The sequence below is a fragment of the Streptococcus sp. S784/96/1 genome, from assembly GCF_902729355.1.
In the GTDB taxonomy this organism is placed as follows: Bacteria; Bacillota; Bacilli; order Lactobacillales; family Streptococcaceae; genus Streptococcus; species Streptococcus caledonicus.
The window spans coordinates 1-2,286 of the sequence record NZ_CACVCC010000065.1; the positions used below are offsets into that span (position 1 = coordinate 1).

Sequence of the window (2,286 nt, forward strand, 5' to 3'; positions counted from 1 at the left end):
GGTGGGGGTCGCGGGTTCGAATCCCGTCATTCGCTTGAGGCGCCGGGGTGGCGGAACTGGCAGACGCACAGGACTTAAAATCCTGCGAAGGGTGACCTTCGTACCGGTTCGATTCCGGTCCTCGGCATAAAACTAAATAGAGCACCCTTAGCTCAATTGGATAGAGTACCTGACTACGAATCAGGCGGTTAGAGGTTCGACTCCTCTAGGGTGCATTCGGGAAGTAGCTCAGCTTGGTAGAGTACTTGGTTTGGGACCAAGGGGTCGCAGGTTCGAATCCTGTCTTCCCGATGAAAAATTGGCGGTGTAGCTCAGCTGGCTAGAGCGTCCGGTTCATACCCGGGAGGTCGGGGGTTCGATCCCCTTCGCCGCTATAATTGTTATATATGGATGACTTTGGACCTTTAGCTCAACTGGTTAGAGCACTCGGCTCATAACCGAGCGGTCGTAGGTTCGAGTCCTACAAGGTCCATTACAATTATTATTTTCGGAGGATTACCCAAGTCTGGCTGAAGGGAACGGTCTTGAAAACCGTCAGGCGTGTAAAAGCGTGCGTGGGTTCGAATCCCACATCCTCCTTTATTATTAACGCGGGATGGAGCAGCTAGGTAGCTCGTCGGGCTCATAACCCGAAGGTCGTGGGTTCAAATCCTGCTCCCGCAATATTATTATTTTAGTTGGCTCGGTAGCTCAGTTGGTAGAGCAATGGATTGAAGCTCCATGTGTCGGCGGTTCGATTCCGTCTCGCGCCATTTTAGCGGGTGTAGTTTAGTGGTAAAACTACAGCCTTCCAAGCTGTTGTCGCGAGTTCGATTCTCGTCACCCGCTTTATTTAGAAATAAATAAGATCCAAGCATTGGCTTGGGCGCGTAGCTCAGGTGGTTAGAGCGCACGCCTGATAAGCGTGAGGTCGGTGGTTCGAGTCCACTCGTGCCCATATTATTATTTTATGGTCCGTTGGTCAAGGGGTTAAGACACCGCCTTTTCACGGCGGTAACACGGGTTCGAATCCCGTACGGACTATAGTTAAATAAAAAGGGGATATATGTTATCTCCTTTTTTGTATTTTCGGGCTCTTTGTCAACTGTAGTGGGTTGACAAATTTAACACCGAGAGAGGACAAAGTTTGTCTGTAATCGCCCAATAACAGAGTATCTATCTTAATAGCAGTATACTGTTCTTAAAAATGATTACTGGAGGTTATTGTAATGTCACAACCTATCGTCCCTTTGGAAATCCCATAACCTCGTCGGTTTGAATCAAAACCCAGAAATGATGTCTTACTGAAAATCCGACTGGATAAACTTGAACTGACCTTGTTCCAATCCCTTAATCAAGACAGGTTAGAAGCTATTTTAGATAAGGTGCTAAGCTATAACGATTCAACTCAGTGATTTAGGGCAGGTTTATTTTGTCTGCGGGAAAACTGATATGCGTCAAGGGTTTGACTCACTTGCCTATCTGGTTAAAAGTCAATTTGAACTAGATCCTTTTTCAGGGCAAGTCTTCCTATTTTGCGGTGGTCGTAAAGATCGCTTTAAGGCACTTTATTGGGACGGTCAAGGCTTCTGGCTACTTTATAAACGTTTCGAAAATGGAAAACTCACCTGGCTAAACACAGAAAAGGAAGTCAAAGCCTTAACTTCTGAACAGGTTGACTGGCTGATGAAGGGATTTTCTATTACACCTAAAATCAATATCACAAAAAGTCGTGATTTCTATTGAAATCATGGCTTTTCTTTCGGTATAATATAAAAAACAATGGAGGGATGAACATGAGTTCAAAAGATAACATTATTGAAAGTTTAACAAAAACGATAGAGACCATGTCTAATGAACTCGCCCTCCTTGGTGAACAAGTGGCTTATTTGAGTCAAAAACTTTATGGCAAGTCATCAGAGAAGGGCCATTCTCCTTTAGGATAACTAAGCCTTTTTGAAGAAGAACTTCCTGAAGAGGATTCTGATTTACCCTGTTGAAACTGAGATTATCACTTATAAACGTCGGAAATCTAAAGGCGTTCGTCAAGCTATTTTTAACCAATTCACTTCAGAAATAGTCCATCATGAACTAAAGGGTGAAGACTGCAGTTGTCCAGACTGTCAAGGTCAGTTAAAAGAGATTGGCTCTTGCGTCCAAAGACAAGAGTTGGTCTTTACCCCTGCCCAATTAAAACGTGTTGACCATGTCCAACATGCCTATAAATGTCAAAGTTGCAGTGAGGAGGGACACGTTGATAAGATTATTAAGGCTCCTGTTCCTAAAGCTTCCTTATCACATAGTTTG

3 protein-coding genes, 11 tRNA genes and 1 pseudogene are annotated in these 2,286 nt (G+C 44.2%); all 15 read left to right on the forward strand.

What is annotated here, in order from left to right:
• Window positions 1–41: 41 nt before the first annotated feature.
• Window positions 42–127, forward strand: a tRNA-Leu gene (locus GZ996_RS11490).
• 14 nt (window positions 128–141) lie between these two features.
• Window positions 142–215: transfer RNA gene (locus tag GZ996_RS11495), tRNA-Arg, on the forward strand.
• A 2-nt stretch (window positions 216–217) separates the two neighbouring features.
• Window positions 218–291 (forward strand) — tRNA-Pro (locus GZ996_RS11500).
• A 9-nt stretch (window positions 292–300) separates the two neighbouring features.
• Window positions 301–374 (forward strand) — tRNA-Met (locus GZ996_RS11505).
• 24 nt (window positions 375–398) lie between these two features.
• Window positions 399–472: transfer RNA gene (locus GZ996_RS11510), tRNA-Ile, on the forward strand.
• Window positions 473–489: 17 nt separating this feature from the next.
• Window positions 490–579: transfer RNA gene (locus tag GZ996_RS11515), tRNA-Ser, on the forward strand.
• Window positions 580–589: 10 nt separating this feature from the next.
• A tRNA-Met gene (locus GZ996_RS11520) sits at window positions 590–663 on the forward strand.
• Between the two features lie 16 nt (window positions 664–679).
• Window positions 680–752 (forward strand) — tRNA-Phe (locus tag GZ996_RS11525).
• A 5-nt stretch (window positions 753–757) separates the two neighbouring features.
• Window positions 758–828, forward strand: a tRNA-Gly gene (locus GZ996_RS11530).
• Window positions 829–863: 35 nt separating this feature from the next.
• Window positions 864–937, forward strand: a tRNA-Ile gene (locus tag GZ996_RS11535).
• A gap of 14 nt (window positions 938–951) precedes the next feature.
• Window positions 952–1,023, forward strand: a tRNA-Glu gene (locus GZ996_RS11540).
• Between the two features lie 185 nt (window positions 1,024–1,208).
• Window positions 1,209–1,394 (forward strand): annotated as a pseudogene (locus GZ996_RS12025) (hypothetical protein).
• Window positions 1,381–1,725, forward strand: coding sequence for an IS66 family insertion sequence element accessory protein TnpB (gene tnpB, locus GZ996_RS11545; RefSeq protein WP_274378791.1), 345 nt, complete (start codon window positions 1,381–1,383; stop codon window positions 1,723–1,725). The pseudogene GZ996_RS12025 and the gene tnpB overlap by 14 nt, the downstream one beginning before the upstream one ends.
• Window positions 1,726–1,775: 50 nt before the next feature.
• Complete coding sequence (locus tag GZ996_RS11760; RefSeq protein ID WP_202922625.1) at window positions 1,776–1,925, forward strand: hypothetical protein; 150 nt, start codon at window positions 1,776–1,778, stop codon at window positions 1,923–1,925.
• 10 nt (window positions 1,926–1,935) lie between these two features.
• Window positions 1,936–2,286 (forward strand): IS66 family transposase zinc-finger binding domain-containing protein (locus GZ996_RS11550; RefSeq protein ID WP_202922626.1); only part of this gene is annotated, 351 nt, incomplete at its 3' end.

Excerpts from the sequence above, each read along its gene's own strand:
- GZ996_RS11760 (WP_202922625.1), top strand. The coding sequence starts at position 1,776 with ATGAGTTCAAAAGATAACATTATTGAAAGTTTAACAAAAACGATAGAG.